Genomic DNA, 23,107 nt, shown 5'->3' with positions numbered 1-23,107 from the left:
AGCGTGTTATTGAGTTTCAATCAGGCGGGGAAAAGTGTGCTTCAGTTAAAAAAAAAGCCGGAGTAAATCCGGCTCTTGTAACTAACTTTCAGAGTTAATGCGAGGTGATTATTAATGCACCTGATTGCTACTGCTCTCTGCCGAATTTTCGAACAGAGCAGCAACATCAATACTATCAAAGTCATAGCTGGTGCCGCAGTAATCACAATGTAGGGAAACCTTGCCTTCTTCAGTGACAATACGCTCTACTTCTGTTCGTTCGATCGAGCAGATAGCCGATGCGCTGCGCTCACGCGAACAACCACAGTGGAAAGTCACGTCCTGTGGGTCGAACAGCTGTACGGTTTCCTGATGGTACAGGCGATAAAGTACATCCTGAGCTTCCAGAGTGAACAATTCTTCGCTCTTTACGGTATCTGTCAGTTGCTCTAGGTGGGCGAAATCGCCATCGTCGCTACTTTGTTCATCAGGCAGAACCTGAAGTAGCATACCTGCGGCTTTTGCCTGGCCATCGATCTCACCGGTACGGAGCCAGATACGGGTTTTTAGCTGCTCTGAGTTTTCGAAGTAACCTTCCAGGCAAGTTGCCAGGCTATCACCTTCAAGACCGACGACACCCTGGTAGCGTTCGCCCTTGTTCGGGGTGATGGTGATCACCATGTGGCCTTTGCCCATTAGGTCATGGATGTTTCCTGTTTCCGGTAGGTCGCCGTCCCAGCGAGCAACGCCACGTAGTTTCTGATCGTGATCACCGTTGATCACAGCCAGTTTTACCGGGCCGTCACCTTGCAGCTGAACGGTGATTGAACCTTCAAACTTTAAGGTCGCGGTAAGCAGGCTCGTAGCAACAAGCAGCTCGCCCAGCAGATTTTGGACCGGAGCCGGGTATTCCTTGCTGGAAATGATTTGCTGATATGTCTCGTTCAGCTGAACAAGTTCACCGCGTACAGATACACCGTCAAACAGGTAACGGTACAGACTATCGTTTGTCATCTTTTTATATACTCCAGCAGGTAAAATTTAGTTACTGCTCTTAAACTTAATTATATCGCGCCGCTGCTTTTTATCAGGGCGCTTGTCAGGGCTCGGGCTGTCGAAGGCATTGAGCTTGCGCATTTGGGCGTGGTTTTCACGCAGCTTGATACTTTCAGCTGTTTCCTGGTAAAGCGTTTGCGCTTCGGGGGCTCCCCGCCGGGTGCCGGACAGTTTGTCGATAATAACGGTTTTTTCATCGCTGCCCTGCCTCAGGCGAACTTCTGCGCCGACCTCGACCAGTTTGCTTGGTTTGGAGCGCTGGCCGTTATAGTGCACTTTACCGCCGTCAATCATATTACGGGCGATCGAGCGGGTTTTATAGAACCGAGCGGCCCATAGCCATTTATCAAGACGTACCTGGAGAGTATCGGAATCCGATGATTGCTGTCCCATAACGTACTCCTTGCCCTTAATGGGCGCTAAAAATACCACAATGCAATTACAGCGTCAGCTCTACTAAATGGTGATATGAGATCAGATTTTCAACAGCAAATGAAGAATAAATCCCCCATAATAGCTAGTCTATTGAAATTAGATGTATTTTTAACGTGATGTGTTTTGGTATATTTAACCTTCTTAGTAGCAATTTACTGCCGTTTTCTTCGCTAACGGGTATTCTATTTATAGTTGGCCGATAAATTATCGGATCTATTCACATCCCAAGGACAATGGATTTCAACATGGTTGCAGCAAAATGGTTGGGAACGCTTCAGGCTAAGCGCCCGTTGTCAGTAACTACACTTACCCGGACCGCGACTTGGCTGTTGGTGGTGCTGCTGGCATGGATATTAGGGCGCCTGGTATGGTCAATTGCCCAGCCAGCGACTGCTCCCTCACCGTGGCAGGTGAAAACTGTTTCTGTCTCGACAGCGAACCGCTCCGGTTTTCAGGTGTCTGACGTGCTGGGAATGAACCTGTTTGGTCGTTATCAGCAAAATACACCGGTTGTAAAAAAAGAGCCGGTAAAACAGGATGCGCCGGTGACTCGCCTTAACCTTACCTTGGTTGGGGTTGTCGCGAGCTCTAGTCCGCAAACCAGCCTGGCCGTTATTACCAATCGAGGCAAACAAAACACATATGGTCTGAACGAAGCGATTGAAGGAACCCGTGCTACGTTACAGGCCGTGTATGTTGATCGCGTGATCATTCGTAACAGTGGCCGCGACGAAACGTTAATGCTTGATGGTGTGAAGTTTAGTAAGGAACAGCCTCGTCAGGTCCCGGTGAAGCCAGCTTCTAAATCATCATCCCCTTCTTCTGAACTGGGAAAAATTAAGCAGGAAATCCTTGAAAAGCCGCAGACATTATTTAGCTATATTCGCCTGTCGCAAGTAAAACGGGACGGCAAGCTGGTGGGATACCGGGTCAACCCGGGCAAAGAGCGGGCTCTTTTTGATGCTGTAGGGTTGAAGGCCAACGATTTGGCGGTGAACCTAAATGGCAATGACCTTACGGATCCTGCGGTTATGGCCAAGCTATGGACCGAGCTGTCACAGGCAACTGATTTTACATTGACAGTAGAACGTGAAGGCCAGTTACACGATATTTATATTGAGTTGCGTTAGTGGCTTATGGCAAACGCGACATTAATCAGGAGTTTTTTGTGAAAAAATGGATGGGTAAAAGTGCCCTGTGGCTGGCCGGGAGCTTGTTGTGCAGCTCTGCAATGGCAAATGACTTTAGCGCCAGCTTCAAAGGAACCGATATTCAGGAATTCATTAATATTGTCGGACGCAATCTGCAGAAAACGATCATTGTTGACCCTGCTGTTCGTGGGCAGGTTAATGTTCGCAGTTATGACTTGCTGAATGATGAGCAGTATTATCAGTTTTTCCTTAATGTGCTGGAAGTCTACGGTTTTGCTGTCGTTGAAATGGATAACGGGGTTCTGAAAGTTATCCGTGATAAAGACGCGAAAATTTCAGCGATCCCTGTGGTTGGCGGAAAAGACCAAGTCAAGGGTGATCAGGTTGTTACCCGGGTCATTGCCGTTCGCAACGTGTCGGTCCGTGAACTATCTCCGTTGCTGCGTCAGCTCAATGATAATGCCGGTGCGGGTAATGTCGTGCATTACGACCCTGCCAATATCATTATGATCACAGGCCGTGCTGCCGTGGTAAACCGTCTGGCTGAGATTATCGAGCGTGTCGACCGCGCCGGTGACAAAGAAATTGATGTGGTCGAACTACGCAATGCATCGGCAGCAGAAATGGTGCGTATCGTGGATGCACTGAATAAATCGGCCGACTCCAAGTCTACCCCACAATTTTTGCAGCCTAAGCTGGTTGCCGACGAGCGTACCAATGCGGTATTGCTGTCAGGCGATCCCAAGGTGCGCAACCGTCTCAAGCGTCTTATTCACCAGCTAGATAAGGAGATGGCCACATCGGGCAATAACCGGGTTGTGTACCTTAAATATGCCAACGCCGAGGAATTGGTTGATGTCCTGAAAGGGGTGTCTGACAACCTGCAGGCCGAGAAGAAAGGCGGCAGTAAGAAGACAGCGGCAAGCGGTAATGCCGAAGTGATGATTTCGGCCCACGTTGATACCAACTCCCTGATCCTGACAGCGCCGCCAGATATCATGCGTGCGCTGGAAAATATCATTGCCCAGCTGGATATTCGCCGGGCACAGGTACTGATTGAGGCGATGATTGTAGAGCTGGCTGAAGGCGATGGTGTTAATTTCGGTGTTCAGTGGGGTTCCTTGGACGGTGGGGTGGTTCAGTTTGGTAACTCTGGTATCCCTATCTCCCAATATGCGGTGGGCTTGAAAGAGGCTGAAGATGTCCCAGGTTCAACCGTTATTGATTCGAATGGCAATAGAACTGAAAACAAAGCAACTCAGGGTGACTATACAAAATTGGCCAGTGTATTGAGTGGCGTTAACGGTGCTGCGCTGGGCGTTGTGATGGGGGACTGGACTGCGCTGGTTAATGCGGTAGCTTCCGATCGCAACTCCAATATTTTGTCATCGCCGAGTATTACGGTGATGGATAACGGCGAGGCCTCTTTTATTGTTGGTGAGGAAGTGCCGGTGGTGACCGGTTCGACGTCCAGCTCGAATAATGACAACCCGTTCCAGACTGTCGAGCGCAAGGAAGTGGGGATCAAGCTGAATGTGGTACCACAGATCAACGAAGGTGATTCCGTCCAGCTGAAAATCGAGCAGGAAGTGTCTAATGTACTCGGTGCCGAAGGGGCGGTAGATGTGCGGTTCTCCAAACGTCAGCTAACCACGTCAGTACTGGTGCAGGATGGTCAGATGATAGCTCTGGGCGGCCTGATTCAGGAACAGGTGGACGAAAGCGAGCAGAAAATTCCTCTTTTGGGCGATATTCCGATTCTGGGGCACCTATTTAAATCGACCAATACCACCAAGTCAAAAACCAACCTGATGGTATTTATCAAGCCGACCATTATTCGCGATGGCGTCACGGCCGACGGTATTACCCAGCGTAAATACAACTATATTCGTGCTGAGCAGCTCTACCGTGCCGATAAAGGTCTGCGGCTGATGCCGGACACCAAAACGCCGGTACTGCCGAAATATGGAGAAGATATTTCACTACCGCCGGAAGTACGCGCCTTTGTCGCCCAGTTGGAGGCGCAGTAATGGAAACTGAGAATCCGGTTGTGGCCTTTCAGCCCTTGTTCCGGTTGCCTTTTTCTTTTGCCAAGCGCCACCGGGTCGTGCTGGAGTCTGCCGAGCAGGGATGGGTTCTTTTCTATAGCGGTAGCCTGACTGCCCCGGTATTGGCAGAAGTCCGCCGGGTAGCCGGTGGGGCGTTTAGTCCACAGGAGCTGGGTGATAAAGAATTTGAGCTTAAGCTGACTGATGCCTACCAGCGGGATTCGTCGGAAGCCCGCCAGCTAATGGAAGATCTGGGCTCGGACAGCGATGATTTTTTCTCATTGGCTGAAGAGTTGCCGGAAACGGAAGATTTGCTGGAATCTGAAGACGACGCACCAATTATCAAGCTGATCAATGCAATGCTGGCTGAGGCAATCAAAGAAGCCGCGTCGGACATTCACATTGAAACCTTTGAAAAAGTGCTATCTATTCGATTTCGGGTTGATGGTGTGCTGCGTGAAGTGTTGAAGCCGAGCCGTAAACTGGCACCGTTGCTGGTATCTCGTATTAAGGTTATGGCAAGGCTTGATATTGCCGAGAAGCGGGTACCGCAGGATGGCCGTATTTCGCTGCGCATTGGTGGCCGGGCCGTTGACGTACGTGTATCGACCATGCCGTCGTCACACGGTGAGCGGGTCGTATTGCGTCTGCTTGACAAGAATGCGACTCGACTCGACTTGTACAGCTTGGGCATGACTCAGGGCAACCACGAGAACTTTCAGCATATTATTCAGCGTCCGCACGGGATTATTTTGGTTACCGGTCCAACGGGGTCGGGTAAATCGACGACCTTGTACGCCGGCTTGCAAGAGCTCAATGGTCAGGAGCGCAATATCCTGACAGTTGAAGATCCTATTGAGTTTGATATCGATGGTATCGGTCAGACTCAGGTAAATGCCAAGGTGGATATGACCTTTGCCCGTGGTCTGAGAGCGATTTTGCGTCAGGATCCGGACGTGGTGATGGTCGGTGAAATTCGAGATCTTGAAACCGCCTCAATTGCGGTACAGGCCTCTCTGACCGGTCACATGGTATTGTCTACGTTACACACCAATACTGCTGTGGGTGCTATCACCCGTCTGCGTGATATGGGCATTGAGCCGTTTCTGGTGTCATCCTCGTTGCTGGGTGTTTTGGCTCAGCGCTTGGTGCGGACTTTGTGTAAGACTTGTCGTGAGCCCTACGAGGCAGATGCCGAGCAGAAGAAGCTGTTTGGTCTGACCGAGGCTGAGCCACTGACACTATATCGTGCAGTTGGCTGCGAGGCCTGCAACAACAAAGGCTACCGGGGCCGTACCGGTATTCATGAGCTATTGCTGATTGATGAGAATGTGCAGGAGTTGATCCATGCGGAAGTCGGTGAGCTAGCGATTGAAAAGGCCATTAGAGCGCATACGCCGAGTATCCGTGATGATGGTTTGGAGAAAGTCAGAGCAGGTGTCACCACCCTTGAAGAAGTGATGCGAGTCACAAAGGAGGGGTGATAGATGGCTGCGTTTGAATATAAAGCACTTGATGGAAAGGGACGGCAGAAAAAGGGTGTGCTGGAAGGTGATACTGCCCGTCAGGTACGCCAGCAGCTGCGAGAGCAGGGGTTGACCCCAGTTGATATCGTTCAGTCCCATGAGCGGGAAAAGAAGAAGGCCGGTGGTGGCTTCCAGTTTCGCCGCGGGATCAGCACGAATGAGCTGTCATTGATTACCCGTCAGCTGGCGACGTTGGTCCAGGCGGCGATGCCGTTGGAGGAGTGCCTCAAGGCGGTAGGAGAGCAGAGTGAAAAGCCTCGGCTGAAAAACATGCTCTTGGCCGTCCGCTCTCGTGTGGTCGAAGGTTATACCTTGTCAGACAGTATGGCTGAATATCCGCATATCTTTGATCAATTGTTTCGGGCAATGGTTGCCGCCGGAGAAAAATCCGGTCACCTTGATACCGTGTTAAACCGGTTGGCCGATTACACGGAAAACCGCCAGCAGATGCGGAGCAAACTGCAGCAGGCAATGATCTATCCGACCATGCTAACCTTGGTTGCCGTTTCTGTTGTCGCATTTTTGCTGGCCACCGTCGTTCCCAAGATTGTCGATCAGTTTGTCCAGATGGGACAGCAGTTACCGACGATTACCGAGGTACTGCTGGCCGCCAGTAATTTTGTTCAGAACTGGGGGCTGGTTGTCCTTATTGCGATAGTCAGCGTGATCATGCTGTTAAAAGCGGCGCTGAAAAAACCGGACTTTCGTTTGCGCTGGGATCGCTGGGTGATGGGGCTGCCGGTGATCGGCAAGGTTGCCCGCGGACTGAATACATCGCGCTTTGCCCGTACCCTTTCTATCTGTACATCCAGTGCTATTCCGTTGCTTGACGGGATGAAAGTGGCATCGGAGGTGATGACCAATACCTGGGTAAACAAGCAGGTACTTGAAGCTGCTGACAAGGTACGAGAAGGGGCAAGCTTGCGTGTGTCTCTTGAACAAACCAAGCTCTTTCCGCCGATGATGCTGCACATGATCGCCAGTGGCGAACGCAGTGGCGAACTAGAGCAGATGCTAACCCGGGCTGCCGATAATCAGGATCGTGACTTTGAGTCCTTGGTTAACATGGCACTGGGAATTTTTGAACCCTTATTAATCGTCGTAATGGCTGGCATCGTGATGTTTATCGTGATTGCTACCCTGATGCCGATCATCGCCTTGAACAACATGGTTGGTATGTAGTTTTTTCCTTTGGAGGTCTTTTCAATGCAACGCAAACAACGCGGCTTTACGCTGCTGGAAGTGATGGTAGTAATTGTTATCTTGGGTGTGCTGGCCAGTTTGGTTGTTCCGAATTTGTTAGGCAACAAAGAGAAAGCCGATCAGCAGAAAGTTGTCACTGATATCAGTGCACTTGAGCAGGCTCTGGATATGTATAAGCTGGATAACAGCGTCTATCCGAATACAGACCAAGGTCTGGAGGCTCTGGTATCTAAACCGTCATCGAGCCCTGAGCCGCGTAACTACCGTAATGGTGGTTATATCAAGCGTCTGCCGAAGGACCCATGGGGTAACGAATATAACTACGTGATGCCGGGTGAGCATGGTGCCGTGGATATCTTTAGCTTGGGTGCCGATGGTCAGGATGGCGGTGAAGAGGTGAATACCGATATCGGTAACTGGAACATGCTGGACTACTAAGAGTAGATCGAGTCAGAGACGAATTGAATGAAGAAACGTGCGGCCGGTTTTACCTTAATCGAAATCTTACTGGTACTGGTGCTGCTTGCAACCAGTGCCGTCGCAGTGATCGTCACTCTGCCTGAAAGCCAGGAAGACAAAGTAAAGGAAGAGGCTGCACGTTTTCATCATTTGATTCAGCTATTGGGAGAAGATGCCCTGCTTAATGGCATTGATTATGGGGTTCGGATTGACCGAAGTCGTTATCAGTTTCTTCAGCTAACCAGTCAGGATTGGCAGCCTGTACAGGATTCTCGTTTTTTCACGGAAGTGGACATGGATGAAGAGATCAAGCTGAGAGTGGAAATCGGCGGTTATTCCTGGCAGGACAAGGATCGTTTGTTTAAGCCGGGTTCACTGTTTGATGAAGACTTGTTTGCTGAACAAACTGACAAAAAAAAGATTAAACCTCCTCAGGTCGTCGTGATGGCCAGCGGTGAATACACCCCCTTTAGCCTGGAATTTGAAATTGACGGGGAAAATCAGTTCTGGCGGGTTCAGGCTGACGAGTTGGGGCAGCTATTCCTGTTCGCGCCGGGCGAAACAGTAAAAAGCCAGACGGAAAGGAATACGCGATGAACAAGGGAAGTCGCGGGATGACCTTGCTTGAAGTGCTGGTAGCGTTGGCAGTATTTGCCACTGCAGCCCTGAGCGTGATGAAGGCTGTCAGCCAGCACCTAAATACATTGGGTTATCTGGAAGAGAAAACCTTTGCTGCCATGGTGGCAGATAATGAACTGACGAAAATGCGTCTGTCCGGTCAGGTTCCGAGCTCGGAGAAAAAAGGCAAATCGGAACTGGCTGGCCGCGAGTGGTATTGGTCAATTAAAAGTACCAAGACGACTGATGGCTTTTTACGGGCATTGGATGTGACGGTTTCTACCGATCAGGCGAGAAAGCAGTCGGTTGTGACATTGAGAACTTATGTTGAAAATTAACCGACAGCGAATAGCGGCTATGCCTAAGAATGCGCGACAGCGGGGCTTTACATTGCTGGAGGTACTGGTTGCCATTGCGGTATTTGCGATGCTGAGCCTGTCGGCTTATCAGGTGATGAATGGGGTCCTGCTTAGCGATCAGCAGTCACAGGATCACAATGCCCGGCTGCAGGAAATCCAGCGCGCGATGGTGATGATGGATAATGACTTCCGTCAGGTTGTCGCCAGGAAGACGCGCAATCAGGGCGAAGCGCCCACAGATAAGTTGTTGCTCAGTGGTGAATACCTGCTCGACTCGTCGAGCCAAGGCATCATGTTTACCCGTACCGGTTGGCAAAACCCTCAGCAGATGTTTCCCCGGGGTGAAAATGTCCGGGTAGGTTACCGAATTGTCGAAGATACCCTCGAGCGGGTATGGTTTCGCTATCCCGATACCGTTGTTGGTAGCGAGCCTCTGATCCGCCAGATATTGACCGATGTTACCAAGCTGTCTTTCCGGTTCTACAGTAACAAGAAGTGGCAGGAGGCATGGGCTGAGGCCAGTGACTTGCCTGAAGGCATTATGGTGCAGATGACGCTGGAAGATTTTGGTGAGATAGAGCGAGTGTATATGCTGCCTACCTCTGCACTGAGTGCGGATGATAAGGAGAGCAGCTAATGAAACAGCATAAAGGGGTTGCTCTGATTGTTGTACTGATGCTGCTGGCATTGATGACTCTGATCGCGGCTCAGATGAGCGAGCGGTTGCAGCTCAATTTTTACCGGGTAGAAAACCAGGTACAGAATCAGCAGGCCTATTGGTATGCACTGGGAATGGAAGAGTTGGGTAAGGTTGCTATTCAACAGGGGATTGATGACAGCGATACGGTCAACCTGAGTCAGGCTTGGGCCACTCAGGGTCAGCGTTACCCGTTGGATGAGGGAGAGGCGATTGGCGATATTATTGATCGTCAGGCGTGCTTTAACCTCAACGCTTTGTCAGGGTTGCCACTTGAAGCAGACCGCACCAAGAAGCCATTTTTGGTTAGTTATCTGCAATCAATCTTAGAAGAAGCTGGTGTTGAAAGCTATGAGGCCGAAGTAGTCGCGGACTCTAGCTGGGAGTATGTCGATCCGGCTGAGGCAATTAATTCATCTTTTGGGGCTGGAGACAGTACCTACGAAGGTTTTCAGCCACCGTATTTACCGCCTACAGGCCTGATGGCTGATATTAGTGAATTCCGTGCGGTCAATGGTGTGAGCGCGCAGATCTACCGCAAGGCAAAACCGTTGCTTTGTGCTATTCCGACAACAGATATGCTACTCAACGTGAATACGCTCTACGAGCATCAGGCGGCATTGTTGGTTGGAATGTTTGCGCCTGAGCTCTCTTTGTCTGATGCCCAGACGCTGATAGCCGATCGTCCTTATGATGGCTGGCAAAACGTTGATGGTTTTATGGCCGAAGCCACCATTGCCCGGTTGGGCGCTGATGTGAAAAAACGAGCCAAAGAGCATTTGGCCGTAAGCAGCGATTATTTTCAGCTGGATACAGAAATTCTGGTCGATAGATCCAGAGTTAGATTAGTGGCCTTACTTAAACGTGATGGCCAAGAAAAGGTGACTGTGATACGTCGCCGTTATGGAGGAATCAGTGAGCGAATTTCTGACGATAAGGCTAAGTAGCCGGCCTGAACAGCCGGTGCAATGGCTGGTCTGGTCGCCACAGCAGAAAGAAGTGATTGCATCTGGTCAGCTGGCTGATCTTTCCCAGTTAAACGAATTGACAGAATATGCTGCCCAGCGCGAGGTCTTTGCACTGATCCCGGCGGGAGATATGCTGTTGACTGACGTTGCGATCCCTACCGGAAGCGGGCGACAGCTAGCGTCTGTGCTGCCATACCTGCTGGAAGAAGAGCTGGCACAGGATGTCGACTCATTGCATGTCCATCTGCTCAAAAGAGAGAGTGATACCGCCCATGTTGCGGTGGTTGAACACCGGAAGATAAAGACATGGCTAGCGGCACTGAATAACGCTGGAATGGAAGTGAAGAAACTTCTGCCAGACTGCCTGTGCCTGCCTTTGTTCAGCGACAGCTACAGTGCCGCCGAGCTTGAAGGTCAATGGCTGATCCGCCAATCGGAAACGTTGGGAGTTGGTGCCGAAGTTTCGTGGCTGGATACTTGGTTGCTTGCCCAGACAATGCCGACAGCTGCCACCAAGGAAGCTGGCGACGATAATGAGTCTTCTGCTGCTGTGTCCGTTGTTGAGTCTGAGACAGAATCACTACAGCCACTGTTGATCCGCCATTATACGCCGGCGCCGCAGGGTGTATCGGGTAAGTGGCAGGCGGAAACGCCGGAGCTGGTAATGCAGTTGCTGGCACTTGGGGCTGAAGGCAGTAAGGTCAATTTACTTTCTGGGCCTTATAAGCAGCAACCCGCGTGGAGGAAGTACCTTAAGCCATGGCGCAAAGTTGCGATAGCCGCTGGTCTGGTGTTAGTCGCTGTCATTGCAGAGCATGTGGTATCGGTTCAGCGAATGGAAGATCAGGCTGTTGCCTACAAAGCAGAAAGTGAGCGTATTTTCCGTCAGGTACTGCCCCAGTATAAACGTATTCCGTCGCAGAGTTATCTTAAACGGCAGATGAGCAGTGAGCTGGCCCGCTTGGGGGGGGCCGACAGCGAACACGGGGTGTTGCGCTGGTTAGCTGAGATCAAGCCTGCCTTGAGCAAGGTCCCTCAGTTGAATGTCCAAAATTTGAAATATGATCAGAATCGCGCCGAGCTGCGTTTTCAGGCAAGCGCGGCAGAATTTCAGCACTTTGAACAATTGCGGACGCTATTGGCTGAAAAGTTTGAGGTGCAGCAAGGACAGCTTAATAAAGAAGGCAGTCAGGTTATCGGGGCGGTGGTATTAAGGAGAAAATCATGAATGCATGGTGGAAGGCCTTAAGTGCCCGTGAACAACGTTTGGTTTTAGGCGGTGGTGGTGCGTTAATCATCGCAGTGCTTTACTGGGGACTTTGGCAGCCGTTGGCCAACCGGGCTGAAATGGCCGAGCAACGGTTGCAGACAGAACGTCAATTACTGAGCTGGGTCAGCACCAAAGCCGATGAGATCTCAACACTTCGAGGTCGGTCTGGTTCTACGGGGGCAGTCAGTAATAAAGGGTTGAATCAGGTGGTGAATGAAACCACACGTCGATTCCGAATTGAATTAATTCGTATGCAACCGCGTAGTGAAGCTGTTCAAGTTTGGGTTAAGCCCCTGCCATTTAATACATTGGTTAACTGGCTGGCGTTTCTTAAGGATGAACATGGTATTGATACCCAGTTCCTGGATGTGTCAAAAGCCGACAGTGCCGGTATGGTGGAAGTGAGTCGTTTACAGCTGGGCCGAGGATAGCAGTGAAGTATAAGTTAGGATTAGGTGCCACATTTGGCGCAGTGTTTATTACTAGTCTGGTTGCTCATGTGCCTGCGAGCTGGGTCTGGCAGCAGGTGCCGCCCATTCGCGGGATGAGTATTTCAGGTTTTAGTGGTACGCCTTGGCAGGGCTCGGCAACACAAGTTCAGTGGCAGGGTAGAAATTACGGTCGTTTGCAGTGGGATATGAGTCCGCTGTCCTTGCTATCGGGTAAAGCGGTATTCAATGTCCGCTTCGGTCAGGGGAGCGAGATGAATCTTAATGGCCGTGGGGTTGTAGGTTATAGCGCCAGCGGACCATTTGCTGAAAACTTGTTGGTATCCATGCCGGCCCAGCAGGTAATGAAGTTTGCTCAGGTTGCCCTTCCGGCAACGGTGGCAGGCAATTTAGAGCTGACGTTACGTGATTATCAGTATCAGGCGCCCTATTGCTCGGTATTGAAAGGTTCATTGGCTTGGACGGCGGGCAATGTCAGTTCACCGTTAGGTGGGTTGAACCCCGGTCCGGTAATTGCAGATCTAAACTGCGAGCAGGGCAAGGTTACGGCGGATGTCGAGCAGTCATCGGCTGATGTGTCGAGTGAATGGCAGGCAGAGCTTGCAACTGATCAGCGTTATACCTTGAATGGTTGGTTTAAGCCGGGGGCAGAATTTCCACCGCAACTCGGCCAGCAGCTTAAGTGGCTGGGTAACCCGGATCCGAAGGGGCGTTACAAAATTAACTACAATGGACGTCTTTAATAGTTGAGTAATTCACTCAGCTTAACGCTTTCCCCAAAATTTACTTTATTTCACTTAGCTATTGCCCTTAAATAGCTACTACCCTGTGGCAGATGATCCGCTTGTATGAGTTTGGCTTCAGCCTTTGGGGGATCTGATGGTGATACAGGACAATGGCATGGCTGCGGACAAAAACAAACCTGAAATATTGACAACGAAAGTTGTAGCACAATCTCGGCTATTTAAGATTGAGTCGCTTGATTTGCGCTTTTCCAATGGTGTCGAGCGTACCTATGAGCGAATGAAGCCCAGCGGGCGGCATGCTGTACTGGTGGTTCCTGTGACTGCTGATGGCGATTTGTTGTTGATCCGAGAGTACTCCGCTGGGACTGAGCAGTATGAACTGGGGTTTCCGAAGGGGTTAATCGATCCTGGTGAAGCGGCGGCAGAGGCTGCAAACCGGGAGCTGAAAGAAGAAATCGGCTTTGGTGCGCGTCAATTGGTACCGCTCAAAGAAGTGGTATTGGCACCGTCATATTTTTCTAGCCGTATGACCCTATTTTTGGCTCAGGATTTATACTCTGAACAGCTAGAAGGGGATGAACCCGAACCGCTGGAAGTTGTTCGTTGGCCTGTAAACCAGGCTGAAGAGCTACTGCATCACCTCGACTTTGCAGAAGCCCGTAGTATTACTGCCCTTTTTCTCGCATTAAAACAATTATCACAGTAGGAGCGAGTTATGGATTTATCGAACCTATTACCTTCAGTGATCGATATTGCCCGTGCGTCCGGGCAGGTGATCCTTGATATTTATCAGCGTGGTCAGTTTGAAAAACAGATCAAAATAGATAATACCCCGGTGACAAGTGCAGATCTGGCAGCACACAAACTGGTGGTTGAAAAACTAACGGAGCTGACGCCGGATATTCCCGTCCTTTCTGAAGAAGATGCGGTTATTTCGCTGGCAGAACGCAGCCAGTGGCAGCGTTACTGGCTGGTTGATCCATTGGATGGCACCCAGGAGTTCATCGCAGGCAGTGGTGATTTTGCAACGATCATTGCGTTGGTTGAAAACAATACACCAGTGATGGGGGTTGTCTATGCGCCGATATCCGGGGTGACGTATTACGCCTATCATGGCAAAGGGGCATGGAAAGTTACGCCGGAAGGTGAAACCGTCCGTATTTCTACTCATAAGCATGAGCTGCCCACTCAGTCAATCGCTGTGGCGATCAGTCGTCGTCAGGACATCAGTACGATTACCAACCGGCTTGATCCGTCGTTGAACTATGATTTAGTTCCATTAGGTTCAGCAGCGTTGAAATCCTGTCTGGTGGCTGAAGGGGCGGTGGATTGTTATTTACGCCTTGGACCTACAGGGGAGTGGGATACCGCCGCGACTCAATGCATTGTAGAGGAGGCTGGTGGGCGGATTCTTAATACCCATTTGACTCCGTTGTCCTACAATGAGCGAGATACGCTGGAAAATCCAAACTTTATTACGCTAGGGGATGAAACCTTACCTTGGTCAACCATCCTGACGCCTGATAATCGGTTAATGGAAGGAAAGTAAAGAATAAAAAACGGAGCGTCGGCTCCGTTTTTTGTATGCGTGTTCAGGGATCAGAACAGTCGGTTCAGTCCGTTAAGGGCTGCGACCCGGAAAGCTTCTGCCATGGTTGGATAGTTAAAGGTGGTATTGACGAAATAGTCGATTGTGTTGCCTTCCCCTTTTTGTTCCATGATTGCTTGTCCGATATGGATGATCTCGGCAGCACGCTCGCCAAAGCAGTGGATCCCAAGGATCTCTTTGGTTTCGCGATGGAATAGAATTTTCAGGCTACCCACTTCGGTCCCGGCAATCTGCGCCCGGGCCAGATGTTTGAATTGCGACCGGCCTACCTCATAGGGTACTTTCTCTGCGGTAAGTTCTTGTTCGGTTTTTCCGACAGAGCTGATCTCCGGAATGGTGTAAATTCCTGTTGGAATATGGTCTACCAGCTGCCCCTGTGCTTCTCCGTTTGAAATTGCCTGAGCGACAAAGCGTCCCTGATCATAGGCGGCGCTGGCCAGGCTTGGGTAGCCAATTACATCACCGACGGCATATACATGCTCAACCTCGGTACAGTAGTTCTGGTTAACGTTCAGCTGGCCACGGGAGTCTGGTGTCAGTCCGACTTTATCTAGGTTAAGGCGATCGGTATTGCCGGTTCGGCCGTTGGCATACAATAGACAATCGGCCCGCATTTTTTTTCCTGACTGTAGGTGGAGGATCACACCGTCTTCGGTTCCCTCTATTCGTTCGTAGGTTTCGCCGTTGCGGATCATCGCTCCGCTGTTCCATAGGTGGTAGGACAGAGAATCAGAGATTTCATTGTCGAGAAATTCCAATAGTCGATCACGGGTGTTGATTAAATCCACTTTGACGCCGAGGCCCCTGAAAATTGAGGCGTACTCACTGCCGATAACACCGGCACCATAGATAATAATATGGCGGGGATCATGCTTGAGCTGAAGAATCGAATCGCTGTCGTACATACGGGAATGGTCAAAATCGACATCTGCAGGCTGATATGGGCGAGAGCCTGTCGCTATCACAAATTTATCGGCACTGTATAAATCATGACTGCCATCTGCCGTTTTGACTTTCACCGTGTGGCTATCGATAAAACTCGCTTCGCCAAAAATAATCGAGCATTGGTTGCGGTCATAAAATCCCTGGCGCATTCGGGTTTGCTTGTTGACGACAACTTGGGCATGGCCGAGGATTTGGCTGAAGGTGCTGTGCAGGGTAGAGTTATTTTTGCAGTAGAGCGGGTTCTGGTTATATTCAATGATCCGGCTGACGGCATGACGTAATGCTTTCGAAGGGATCGTCCCCCAGTGAGTGCAGCCTCCACCAACACTGTCTTCCCGTTCAATGATGGCCACATTGAAGCCTGCCTTGGTGAGCCCCATGGCAGCCCCTTCGCCTCCGGGGCCACTGCCAATGATGATGGCATCAAAGTGCTGGGCATTCTTTTTTTTAGATTGGGTCATTGTTCAGGCCTTTCTTATCATCCGTGCAACATTGCTGTCGCTATAGTTTAACTTTTTCCTGAAGGAGGTAGAATCAACGGGTGGTGATAGATAGGTAATGATCACGTTGTTGAGGATAAAATCGGTGAAAACGAGATGTGGTCTGTTCGTAAAGGTTAAGTCAGCCACTTTGTGAGCCAGTAGATAAAAGTAACAATTACTACTTTGATTCAGTTCACATCAGGAATTACTATGTTCTGATTACTGTGAAATTGCGATTCTCGCTGAAGTAGCAAGCAAAAACGCGTATAGTTGCAGAAAAAGCTTACAGAGAAACAACAGGTTCATGGGTATTAGGGCTCAGCAAAAAGAAAAAACTCGGCGCTCACTTATTGATGCTGCGTTTAATCAGCTAAGTGCAGAGCGTAGCTTTTCGAATCTTAGCTTACGTGAAGTGGCGCGAGAGGCCGGTATTGCACCAACCTCTTTCTATCGTCATTTTAAAGATATGGATGAACTCGGCCTTACAATGGTTGATGAAGGTGGTTTGATCCTGCGTCAGTTGATGCGTCAGGCTCGTCAGCGCATTGCCGAAGAAGGCAGTGTGATCCGTACCTCTGTAGAAACATTCATGGAATTTATTGAAAGCAGCCCGAATGTATTTAGGTTGCTTTTACGCGAGCGCTCAGGAACTTCCCCCGCGTTTCGTGCGGCTGTTGCTCGGGAGATCCAGCACTTTGTGGCTGAGTTGACCGAGTATCTAGAAGCCAAAACTGGTGTTACCCATGACGAAGCCTTTACTCAGGCAGAAGCATCAGTAACGCTGGTATTCAGTTCAGGTGCCGATGCACTGGATCTGGATAGCCATGCTCGAGCTGAGCATGCTGAAAGACTAATCATGCAGTTACGAATGATTGCAAAAGGTGCCTATTGGTATCGTAAAGAGCGTGAGCGTCGTGAGCTCAGGCAGAAACTCTAACTTTATTTTGTTGGTGAAGGATATGAACAAGGAACAAGTAAAAGCTGAACGTAAAACATTGCTTCTGTCTTTGTTGGCAGGCCTGTGTGGTAATGCTACGTTAGCTGTATTCACTTCAAGCGCTGTGTCGTTTTCTGTTTTCCCTGTTGTTGCATTCGGTTTGGCAGTGTACTGCCTGTATCAGGAGTACCTGAGCAAGCCGATGTCTGAAGGTACCCCGGCGATCGCTTTTGCCTGCTTCTTGGCTGGTGCATTTGGGTATTCCGGCTTTATGCGCGCGCATACACCGGATATGGGCTCTAACTTCCTACCGCTGATTATCACTCTGGGCTTATTGTTCTGGGTGGTATACAAGCTGGGTGTGATGTCACCTAAATCGGAAGCGGCTGAAGCTTAAGGCTGATGCTCAATAAAAAAAGGCGCTGAGGCGCCTTTTTTAATGTCTGCCGCTCGGTCCACGGGGCTTTGGCGGCTCGAAGTTGTCCTTATTTCCGCTCAAGCAATACGCCAGCTTCCATATGGTGGGTATATGGGAATTGGTCGAATAAGGCGAAGCGGGTAACACGGTGTGTCTCGGACAGAATAGCTAGGTTCTCTTTCAGCGTATCAGGGTTGCATGAAATGTACATAATACGGTCATAGCCCTGTACCATACGGCAAGTGCCTTCATCCATACCTGAACGTGGTGGATCGACGAAGATAGTGTTGCAGTTGTAGCTCTGCAGGTCGATGTTTTGATCTTTCAGGCGGCGGAATTCACGCTTACCTTCCATTGCATCGGTAAAGTCTTCGGCAGACATACGAATGATCTGCACATTGTCGATATTGTTTACTGCAATATTGTACTGGGCAGAGTCTACCGATGGTTTGGCCAATTCAGTTGCCAATACGCGCTCAAAGTTTTTCGCCAGTGCCAGCGAGAAGTTTCCGTTACCGCAATACAGCTCCAGCAGATCACCCTCACTGTCCTGGGTACAATCAACGGCCCACTCCAACATCTTTTGCGCCACTTCCCCATTAGGCTGGGTAAAGCTGTTCTCTACTTGCTTGTAGGTCAGGGTATGGTCGTTAACTTTCAGTTTTTCTATCACAAACTCTTGATCCAGAACGATCTTCTGTTTTCTGGCACGGCCAATGAAGTTAAGGTTGAAACCTTCATCATTCAGGCGCTGTTTCAATGCTTTGGCTTCTGTTTCCCATTCTTCGTCCAATTGACGGTGGTATAGCATGGATACTAGAACTTCACCGCTGAGGGTCGACAGGAAATCAACTTGGAACAGTTTATGACGCAGTGCTTTGACTGGCTTAAGGGCATCAACCAGTAAGGGCATAAGGTCATTGATCAGGCGGCTAGCCGCCGGGAATTGATCAACGCGGTACTTTTCGCGGGTTTCCTGATTGAACATGACATAGTAAAGGTCTTCGCCTTCATGCCAAACACGAAACTCAGCACGCATGCGGTAATGCTCGGCAGGAGAGGCGAACACCTCAAGCTCAGGGGTTTCAAAATCTGCAAAGATATTTTGAATACGCTCTGCTTTTTCATCCAGCTGTGGTTGGTACTCAGCTGGATTAATTGCGGTGGATGCCATTTTGTGTGCCTCAAACTGCTCAAAATAAGAGCGCAGATTTTATTGTATTGCTGACCGATGTCCAGTGTTGTTACCGATAAAAGTGTAGTGGGGAACGATTCGTCATATGCCATAACAAACAAAACTAGACAATCTTCAAAATGATAACTAGCATTCTTTTTGCGCTGGTTAGCCTAAATACAGGCCGGGAACACGGTGGGAGTCCGTGACTGACGCGCAGCGGTGATAGAGAACGAAAGCACATGGACGTAAGTTCCGAACACTGCTTCTGCATGCTGTGCAATACAGTAATTGAAGTGGGAAGTTGTTGCCTTAGGTGGTTGTCCAACCATGCTCTTAAGTCCGAAGACCAACCAGTGTACTAAGCAGAACATCTGCTTCGTAATCAACGCGACTTAAGGTATCTATTAAAATGAAAAAAACGCTTTTAGCAGTGGCGTTGGCCCCGCTGTGTCTTCAAAGTCAGGCTTTTGCTTCTGATACAACTCATCAAGAAGATGAACTTGTAGTGATTAGCCGAAGCATTAAAGAACCATTGCATATAGCGGCAAATGTCAATGTCATTGATAGCTATGATATTGAAAAGAGTGGTGCAACCAATTTGACTGAACTGTTGCGTGGGCGCAGTGGTATTCAAGTTTCAGATAGTAATTCAGGCCCTGTTTTTGCCATGCGCGGATTTAGTGGCAGTCAGGCTGCGAACAATACCCTTATATTGGTGGACGGTCGTCGTCTCAATAATATCGATATTGCGGCTCCTAGCATTAGTGCTATCCCATTAAATCAAATTGAACGTATTGAACTTCTCTCTGGTAGTGCGGGTGTACTTTATGGCGATCAAGCCGTAGGTGGTGTGATTAATATTGTGACTAAGGCACCGGATAGTACTGGCGGTAATCTTCGACTTTCCGGTGGTAGCTTCAATACCTATGAAGGGCAAGGTGATGTCTCTGGCTCCTTGGCTGATGACTGGCGCTACTATTTGGCCGGTAGTTATAACCAAGGGGATAATTATCGAGATCACAATGCTAATGAAACGGGCTCAATTCTAGGGAGAGTTCAGTATCAGACAGAGAAGAACCAATTCTTTGTCGAAACCAGTTACTACGACAATCGTCGAGAGCTTGCTGGTTCGTTGACACTGGATCAAATTAATGAAAATCCACGCCAGGCCAATTCATCGAATAGCAAAGACTTCAACCATGAGAAGACCACAGCGGCTCGTGCTGGTTATCAGCATCAACTGACTGAAGATTGGTCTTTAGGAGCTGATCTTAACTATTCAGATACGGATGTTGAGACTGTTTCATGGGGCTCGCCGGGTAAGAATGAGCGTTCTTTGCTGGAGTTTACCCCAAAAGCAGTTGCTAATATTACGACTGACAAAGGCAAGCTTAATATTGTTACAGGCCTAGATTTGAGCCGTGGTGAGTCAGAATTTAGTTCGGGTCGCAGTAATGAACAAAATGTTACTAGTATCTATGTGCAGGCAAATATCCCTCAGAATCAGAAATTAAGTTATGTCATTGGTGGTCGTTATGCAGAAGCGAAAGACGACCTTACCGACAAATCTGTTTACCCCAATGGTGTCAAGTTAGATCAGGATGCACATGCATTTGAACTTGGTCTTAATTATCGCCCATCATTTGAGCATAGAGTCTATCTTCGGGCTGATGATAATTTCCGTTTTGCAAAAGTAGATGAACAAGCCTACACCTCTCCGGGTGTTGTTGGGTTAAAACCGCAAACCGGTCGCTCCTACGAAGCGGGTTGGGATTGGAACCCGGATTCTCATTCTTTACGTTTAAGCCTATATCGCCTAGATCTTGAAGATGAAATTGTCTTCGACCCAAGTGCTGAAAAGCCTGTTGGTGGTGCTTTTAACGGCGCGAATCGTAATGCAGATGCTTCACGTCGATATGGGGTGAATTTTGCCTGGGACTGGTTACTGAACGATATGTTTCAGTTTGGGTTGGAATACAGCTATATAGATGCTGAGTTTACTGAAGGGGCCAATAATGGGAAATCCCTTTCCTGGGTTGCAGAGCATTCAGGTCGAGGGTATCTAAGTGTCGATATAACCAGTAATTGGCAGTTGTTTACAGAAGCTGTTTATACTGGAGAGCGCTTCCTCGAAGGGGATAACGCAAATGTAGATCCAAAGCTAGACGACTACATATTAGGTAACTTGGCTTTGAATTATAGTCGCGATGTTTGGTTGGCGAGTTTGCGGGTCGATAACCTGTTCGATGAACAGTATGTTAGTTCTGGCTTCTATAGTGAATTTGGAAATGGATATTATTCAGGGACAGGGCGAGCGGTGCGTCTGACGGCAAGCTATAGCTTCTAACTTGAATAACCTCTAACTGAGGACGCTAGACTATGTGTCTAGCGTTTTTAGAAAAACTACCGTTAATGTGAGTTATAAGTCTTCAGCATTTCGATTTTTAGCAAGATGGCAGTATTATTAGCATCTGATTGATATATATCGAAAGCGGTGAATAGTGAAACGGGTACTCATTTTTGATTCTGGTGTTGGTGGACTCTCGGTTTATCAGGAAATCTATACCCAGTTACCCAGCTTCCAATATGTGTATGCGTTTGATGATGCAGCGTTCCCTTATGGTGAGTTGCCTGAGGATGTATTGATTGAGCGTACTCAGTACATAGTATCCCTTTTAGTTGATCGCCACTCTATCGATTTAGTGGTTATTGCCTGTAATACTGCAAGTACCATTGTGCTGCCGTCCTTACGCCAGCAGCTATCAATACCGGTAGTTGGTGTTGTTCCGGCGATTAAGCCTGCTGCTATGATTAGCGAGCGGAAAGTGATTGGCCTGCTGGCAACGCCAGCGACAGTAAAGCGTGACTATACCAACAGACTAGTGGCACAGTTTGCAAGTGATTGCGAAGTCTTCCGTATTGGTTCGACCCGGCTAGTTGAAATGGCGGAAGAAAAGCTACGGGGGCGGGCTGTATCCATTCCTGAATTGGCAGAGATACTCCACCCATGGCGGAATCAAGTGGATAGCATTGTGCTTGGCTGCACCCACTTCCCGTTAATCAAACAAGAGATCGCAATAGCGTTTGGTTCCCCTGTGCACATTGTCGACTCGGGCATTGCTATTGCTAATAGGGTAAAAGCGTTACTGGGAGATAGTGAAGGGGGGGCATCTTCGCTGTTGAACCTTACATATAACAGTGCCGCGAACAATCATGTCGCGGCACTAAATCATAGTCTAAGAGAAATGCAGTTAGAGGCTATTCAGTCTCTAAGGTATCCGAAGCTTTAGGTTCGTTGGCTTCACGAACTTTTAATGTGCGCTGCCCATATTCTTTGTTGTTGAGTTGCTCGATGGCAGTATCAGCATCATTGCTATTCATTACAACAAAGCCAAAACCTCGTCGTTTACCTGTGCGCTTATCTTTCATAAGGCGCACAGCAAATACTTCACCGTGCTCGGAAAACAGCTTCTTCACTTCATTTTCATTTGCACGATACGGCAGGTTGCCTACATAAAGGGTTTTGCTGCTCTGGGGTGTATCCGGATTACTTGTTAAGGGTTGAGTGTTTTGTAGATGGTTTATGGCTAGGACTGCCGTAACGACCCCTAGGGCAAAGGAAATTCCGGGAGAGAAAGGAAGAAAGCTAAAAACTAAAGCCCCGGTAATGGCGATAGCGCCTATTGCTATCATGGTTTGTTTAGAAAATTTCATATTCAAAGCTACATCGTCATAAATATTATAAGAGAAGGCGTTATTGGTTATTTTAACAACAGAGTCACATCGATATTACTTTCATTGACTTGGAATTGCTAGTTAGTGAATGTGACGATGCTCTAATGTTGAAATTAGAGACATTTACATCACATTAGCTGAAATAATCGTCATGCGGTGATTTTTTTGGAAAAAACACTTGTCAGAGTGATCTAAGTCTCTATAATGCCGCCTCACTGACACGGAGTACGGCGCTAAGCCAGCAACGATTTGTCAGTTTGTTCTTTAACAATTTGACCATGCAATCTGTGTGGGCACTCGTGAAAGAGTTAAGTCGAAAGATTTATCAATGAACTGAGTGACCGATACAAAATAGCGCAAGTTATTTTGGCACAGTCAATTCGAATATCATGACTAGCTTCTAGTTATCGATGTTCAATCAGTATTCATTGAGCCGGTCGAAAGACCAACARAACTTTAATTGAAGAGTTTGATCATGGCTCAGATTGAACGCTGGCGGCAGGCCTAACACATGCAAGTCGAGCGGCAGCGACAAYATTGACCCTTCGGGGGATTTGTTGGGCGGCGAGCGGCGGACGGGTGAGTAATGCCTGGGAATATGCCTTAGTGTGGGGGATAACTATTGGAAACGATAGCTAATACCGCATAATGCCTACGGGCCAAAGAGGGGGACCTTCGGGCCTCTCGCGCTAAGATTAGCCCAGGTGGGATTAGCTAGTTGGTGGGGTAAMGGCTCACCAAGGCGACGATCCCTAGCTGGTCTGAGAGGATGATCAGCCACACTGGAACTGAGACACGGTCCAGACTCCTACGGGAGGCAGCAGTGGGGAATATTGCACA

At 48.9% G+C, this 23,107-nt stretch carries 23 protein-coding genes, 1 rRNA gene and 1 riboswitch; of the genes, 19 read left to right on the top strand and 5 right to left on the bottom strand.

What is annotated here, in order from left to right; translation table 11 throughout:
* Nucleotides 1-111: 111 nt before the first annotated feature.
* Together hslO and hslR are read right to left on the bottom strand one after the other, a co-directional pair.
* Nucleotides 112-993, bottom strand: coding sequence for an Hsp33 family molecular chaperone HslO (gene hslO, locus EDI28_RS20950; protein ID WP_128785838.1), 882 nt, complete (start codon nt 991-993; stop codon nt 112-114).
* 27 nt (nt 994-1,020) lie between these two features.
* Complete coding sequence (hslR, locus tag EDI28_RS20945; RefSeq protein ID WP_128785837.1) at nt 1,021-1,428, bottom strand: ribosome-associated heat shock protein Hsp15; 408 nt, start codon at nt 1,426-1,428, stop codon at nt 1,021-1,023.
* A gap of 287 nt (nt 1,429-1,715) precedes the next feature.
* Here hslR and gspC point away from each other — a divergent pair, with 287 nt between their 5' ends.
* The 14 genes from gspC (at nt 1,716) to cysQ (ending at nt 14,513) form a co-directional block, all read left to right on the top strand.
* On the top strand, nt 1,716-2,600 hold the full coding sequence (gspC, locus tag EDI28_RS20940) for a type II secretion system protein GspC (protein ID WP_128785836.1): 885 nt from the start codon (nt 1,716-1,718) through the stop codon (nt 2,598-2,600).
* A gap of 38 nt (nt 2,601-2,638) precedes the next feature.
* Nucleotides 2,639-4,651, top strand: coding sequence for a type II secretion system secretin GspD (gspD, locus tag EDI28_RS20935; RefSeq protein ID WP_128785835.1), 2,013 nt, complete (start codon nt 2,639-2,641; stop codon nt 4,649-4,651).
* Nucleotides 4,651-6,153 (top strand): type II secretion system ATPase GspE, encoded by a 1,503-nt coding sequence (gene gspE, locus EDI28_RS20930; RefSeq protein ID WP_128785834.1) that lies wholly within the window; start codon nt 4,651-4,653, stop codon nt 6,151-6,153. Before gspD ends, gspE begins: the two co-directional genes overlap by 1 nt.
* 3 nt (nt 6,154-6,156) lie before the next feature.
* Nucleotides 6,157-7,377, top strand: a complete 1,221-nt coding sequence (gspF, locus tag EDI28_RS20925) for a type II secretion system inner membrane protein GspF (protein ID WP_128785833.1) — start codon at nt 6,157-6,159, stop codon at nt 7,375-7,377.
* Nucleotides 7,378-7,401: 24 nt separating this feature from the next.
* Nucleotides 7,402-7,836, top strand: a complete 435-nt coding sequence (gene gspG / locus EDI28_RS20920) for a type II secretion system major pseudopilin GspG (protein ID WP_164918600.1) — start codon at nt 7,402-7,404, stop codon at nt 7,834-7,836.
* Between the two features lie 27 nt (nt 7,837-7,863).
* Nucleotides 7,864-8,454 carry a type II secretion system minor pseudopilin GspH gene (gspH, locus tag EDI28_RS20915; RefSeq protein ID WP_128785831.1) on the top strand — a complete coding sequence of 197 codons (591 nt, stop codon included), beginning with the start codon at nt 7,864-7,866 and terminating at the stop codon, nt 8,452-8,454.
* A complete protein-coding gene (gspI, locus tag EDI28_RS20910; protein WP_128785830.1) occupies nt 8,451-8,813 on the top strand; it encodes a type II secretion system minor pseudopilin GspI in 363 nt (120 codons plus the stop codon). The genes gspH and gspI overlap by 4 nt, the downstream gene beginning before the upstream one ends.
* A complete protein-coding gene (gspJ, locus tag EDI28_RS20905) occupies nt 8,800-9,471 on the top strand; it encodes a type II secretion system minor pseudopilin GspJ (protein ID WP_128785829.1) in 672 nt (223 codons plus the stop codon). The genes gspI and gspJ overlap by 14 nt, the downstream gene beginning before the upstream one ends.
* Nucleotides 9,471-10,478, top strand: a complete 1,008-nt coding sequence (gene gspK / locus EDI28_RS20900; protein ID WP_128785828.1) for a type II secretion system minor pseudopilin GspK — start codon at nt 9,471-9,473, stop codon at nt 10,476-10,478. Before gspJ ends, gspK begins: the two co-directional genes overlap by 1 nt.
* Nucleotides 10,447-11,727: a type II secretion system protein GspL gene (gene gspL / locus EDI28_RS20895; RefSeq protein ID WP_233353485.1), complete on the top strand. Its 1,281-nt coding sequence runs from the start codon at nt 10,447-10,449 to the stop codon at nt 11,725-11,727. The genes gspK and gspL overlap by 32 nt, the downstream gene beginning before the upstream one ends.
* Entirely contained in the window at nt 11,724-12,200 is a 477-nt protein-coding gene (locus EDI28_RS20890) for a type II secretion system protein M (protein ID WP_128785826.1), read from the top strand. Before gspL ends, EDI28_RS20890 begins: the two co-directional genes overlap by 4 nt.
* Before the next feature lie 2 nt (nt 12,201-12,202).
* Nucleotides 12,203-12,961, top strand: a complete 759-nt coding sequence (locus EDI28_RS20885; RefSeq protein ID WP_128785825.1) for a type II secretion system protein N — start codon at nt 12,203-12,205, stop codon at nt 12,959-12,961.
* 157 nt (nt 12,962-13,118) lie between these two features.
* Nucleotides 13,119-13,670 carry an ADP compounds hydrolase NudE gene (gene nudE / locus EDI28_RS20880; RefSeq protein ID WP_128785824.1) on the top strand — a complete coding sequence of 184 codons (552 nt, stop codon included), beginning with the start codon at nt 13,119-13,121 and terminating at the stop codon, nt 13,668-13,670.
* A gap of 9 nt (nt 13,671-13,679) precedes the next feature.
* Nucleotides 13,680-14,513 carry a 3'(2'),5'-bisphosphate nucleotidase CysQ gene (cysQ, locus tag EDI28_RS20875; protein WP_128785823.1) on the top strand — a complete coding sequence of 278 codons (834 nt, stop codon included), beginning with the start codon at nt 13,680-13,682 and terminating at the stop codon, nt 14,511-14,513.
* A 50-nt stretch (nt 14,514-14,563) separates the two neighbouring features.
* Here the strand turns inward: cysQ and sthA are convergent, their stop codons facing one another.
* On the bottom strand, nt 14,564-15,979 hold the full coding sequence (sthA, locus tag EDI28_RS20870) for a Si-specific NAD(P)(+) transhydrogenase (protein ID WP_128785822.1): 1,416 nt from the start codon (nt 15,977-15,979) through the stop codon (nt 14,564-14,566).
* Nucleotides 15,980-16,304: 325 nt separating this feature from the next.
* On the opposite strand from sthA, the gene fabR reads away from it, so the two are divergent.
* Both fabR and EDI28_RS20860 read left to right on the top strand, forming a co-directional pair.
* Nucleotides 16,305-16,937 carry an HTH-type transcriptional repressor FabR gene (gene fabR / locus EDI28_RS20865; RefSeq protein ID WP_128785821.1) on the top strand — a complete coding sequence of 211 codons (633 nt, stop codon included), beginning with the start codon at nt 16,305-16,307 and terminating at the stop codon, nt 16,935-16,937.
* A gap of 22 nt (nt 16,938-16,959) precedes the next feature.
* Entirely contained in the window at nt 16,960-17,334 is a 375-nt protein-coding gene (locus EDI28_RS20860) for a YijD family membrane protein (protein ID WP_128785820.1), read from the top strand.
* Nucleotides 17,335-17,422: 88 nt separating this feature from the next.
* On the opposite strand, the gene trmA is transcribed toward EDI28_RS20860, so the two are convergent.
* The gene (trmA, locus tag EDI28_RS20855) at nt 17,423-18,529 is read right to left on the bottom strand and encodes a tRNA (uridine(54)-C5)-methyltransferase TrmA (RefSeq protein WP_128785819.1); all 1,107 of its coding nucleotides are present in this window, start codon (nt 18,527-18,529) and stop codon (nt 17,423-17,425) included.
* Between the two features lie 148 nt (nt 18,530-18,677).
* Nucleotides 18,678-18,901: riboswitch (cobalamin riboswitch) on the top strand.
* 40 nt (nt 18,902-18,941) lie between these two features.
* Between trmA and EDI28_RS20850 the strand changes: the two genes are divergently transcribed.
* Nucleotides 18,942-20,879 (top strand): TonB-dependent receptor, encoded by a 1,938-nt coding sequence (locus EDI28_RS20850; RefSeq protein WP_128785818.1) that lies wholly within the window; start codon nt 18,942-18,944, stop codon nt 20,877-20,879.
* Between the two features lie 151 nt (nt 20,880-21,030).
* Nucleotides 21,031-21,822 carry a glutamate racemase gene (gene murI, locus EDI28_RS20845; RefSeq protein ID WP_164918601.1) on the top strand — a complete coding sequence of 264 codons (792 nt, stop codon included), beginning with the start codon at nt 21,031-21,033 and terminating at the stop codon, nt 21,820-21,822.
* On the opposite strand, the gene EDI28_RS20840 is transcribed toward murI, so the two are convergent.
* The gene (locus EDI28_RS20840; RefSeq protein ID WP_128785816.1) at nt 21,791-22,246 is read right to left on the bottom strand and encodes an RNA recognition motif domain-containing protein; all 456 of its coding nucleotides are present in this window, start codon (nt 22,244-22,246) and stop codon (nt 21,791-21,793) included. The two genes, murI and EDI28_RS20840, sit on opposite strands and share 32 nt — an antisense overlap.
* Nucleotides 22,247-22,724: 478 nt before the next feature.
* Here EDI28_RS20840 and EDI28_RS20835 point away from each other — a divergent pair.
* Nucleotides 22,725-23,107 (top strand): 16S ribosomal RNA (locus EDI28_RS20835); the annotation flags it as partial.

Source organism: Photobacterium chitinilyticum (assembly GCF_004104355.1).
In the GTDB taxonomy this organism is placed as follows: domain Bacteria; phylum Pseudomonadota; class Gammaproteobacteria; order Enterobacterales; family Vibrionaceae; genus Photobacterium; species Photobacterium chitinilyticum.
This window is presented reverse-complemented; position numbering and strand designations above follow the sequence as displayed.